General features: G+C 75.6%; 3 protein-coding genes. 1 reads left to right on the forward strand and 2 read right to left on the reverse strand.

The annotated features are described in order from the left end of the window. Positions 1-147 precede the first annotated feature (147 nt). On the forward strand, positions 148-813 hold the full coding sequence (locus tag MCBG_RS04425) for a glycosyl hydrolase family 95 catalytic domain-containing protein (protein ID WP_223201066.1): 666 nt from the start codon (positions 148-150) through the stop codon (positions 811-813). Here the strand turns inward: MCBG_RS04425 and MCBG_RS04430 are convergent. Continuing rightward, on the reverse strand, positions 810-1,319 hold the full coding sequence (locus tag MCBG_RS04430) for an NUDIX hydrolase (protein WP_043324087.1): 510 nt from the start codon (positions 1,317-1,319) through the stop codon (positions 810-812). The genes MCBG_RS04425 and MCBG_RS04430 overlap by 4 nt on opposite strands. A gap of 9 nt (positions 1,320-1,328) precedes the next feature. Then, the coding region (locus MCBG_RS04435; RefSeq protein WP_043324089.1) for an SDR family NAD(P)-dependent oxidoreductase at positions 1,329-1,888 on the reverse strand (560 nt) is incomplete at its 5' end.

Below are 1,888 nucleotides of genomic sequence, written 5' to 3' on the forward strand. Positions count from 1 at the left end.
CTGACCGATGTGGACGGCAGCCGGCGCTGGTGCCGTCGTACTCGCCGGAGACCGGCCCGTACGACGACACCGGCCGGACCGCGCCGGTCGCGATCAACGCCCCATGGACGTCGCCGCGGCCCGGCACCGCTGCGGCTGGCCGCCGAGGTGACCGGCGAGGACCGGTGGGCCGAGGTACGGCCTCCCGGCTACCTGGTGGACGGGCGCGGCGCGCTCGCCGAGTGGGCGTGGCCCGGCAGCACCGGCGACGAGAACCACAGGCACGTCAGCCACCTGTATCCGGTGTGGCCGCTCGACGAGATCAACCCGGACGACACCCCGGAACTGGCCGCCGCCGCGCACCGGGCGCTGACGCTGCGCGGCGACGAGAACCAGTCCGCGCACGGCAGCCTGCACCGGGCGCTGGCGGCGGCGCGGCTGCGCGACGGCGACCTGGTCGCGGCGAACCTGGGCAAGATCCTCGGCACGGACATGTTCTTCCGGTCGCTGATGAGCGCGCACAACCCGGGCCGGAGGACGTACAACGCCGACGCCGCGCACGCGCTGCCGGCGGTGCTGATCGAGTCGCTGGTGCAGTCGCGCCCGGGAACGCTGCGGCTGCTGCCCGCGCCGCTACCCGATCTGCCCGCCGGGACGCTGCGCGGCATCACCTGCCGGGGCCGGGTCACCGTCGAGGAGCTGAGCTGGGCGCCGGGCCGGGTGCGGGCGCGGCTGGTGTCGCCGGTGGCGCAGCGCGTGGTGGTGCACGCGCCCGGGGACCGCCGTGCGGTGGATCTGGTTCCGGGCCGGCCGTGCGAGGTGGTGTTCAGCTAGAGGTTGTCGGGCTGGTGCAGCGCCGGGTGGCTCTCGCCCGGCGCGGCGTACCAGGGCGGGGCGTCGTCGGTGAGCGCGGTGCCGATCCGCAGCCGCGCCCAGTCGTCCAGTTCGGGCAGCGCGTCCGGGGCGAACCAGGCCACCGCCAGCGACTCGTCACCGTCGGCCGTCGGCGCGCCGCCGATCGCCCGGCAGCGGAACCAGACGTTCAGGTATTCGCAGGCATCACCGTTGGGGTAGACCACCGGGTGGGTGGCGACACCTGCCAGCCGGTCGATCGCCACCTCGACGCCGGTCTCCTCGTGGACCTCGCGCACCAGCGCGTCGGCTGGTTGCTCGCCCGGGTCGACGGTGCCGGCCGGGATCGACCAGCGGCCGTTGTCGCCCCGGCGGGCCAGCAGCACCCGTCCCGCGTCGTCGGTGACCACGCCGCTGACGCCGTACAGCATGAGCAGGTCGTGGCCGATGTGGCGGCGCAGCCGGGCGATGTAGGGCGAGACGGCCATGCGCGCACGCTACCCGCCGGCCTGCCGGTGCCGCCGGACCATGCCCTCGGCCAGCGCCGCACCGTCCAGGTCACCGGCGGCCAGCCTCCCGGCGACGGTACGGCGCACGATCCGGTCCGCGAGGGCCGGGGCGTGCCGGGCCAGCGCCATCTCGATCCGGCCGCGCCGGGTGGTGGCCACGTCCCGTGGCGCGCGCCGGGCGGTCGCGGCGCGCAGGATCGCCGCCACCACTCCCTCCACGGGTTCCGGGCGGGACACTCCGCTCAGCGACAGCCCGGCCGCCACAGTGCTGTCGTGGATCGGGGAGGCGACCATGCTCGGGTAGACCACGCTGACGCCGACGTGGGTGCCTACTTCGTGGCGCAGCGCGTCGGCGTATGCGACGAGCGCCCGCTTGCTGACCCCGTACGCGGCTGCGAGGGGCAGCGGCAGCACGGCCATCCGGCTGGCCACGAAGATCACCCGGCCGCGTGCGGCCTCCAGGGCGGGCATCGCGGCGGCGGTGGTCCGCCAGGCGGCGAGCAGGTTCACCTCGATCTGGCGGCGTACCACCTCGTCCGGCGGCAGCT

The sequence above is a fragment of the Micromonospora sp. M42 genome, from assembly GCF_000568915.1.
GTDB classification, from domain to species: Bacteria; Actinomycetota; Actinomycetes; order Mycobacteriales; family Micromonosporaceae; genus Micromonospora; species Micromonospora chalcea.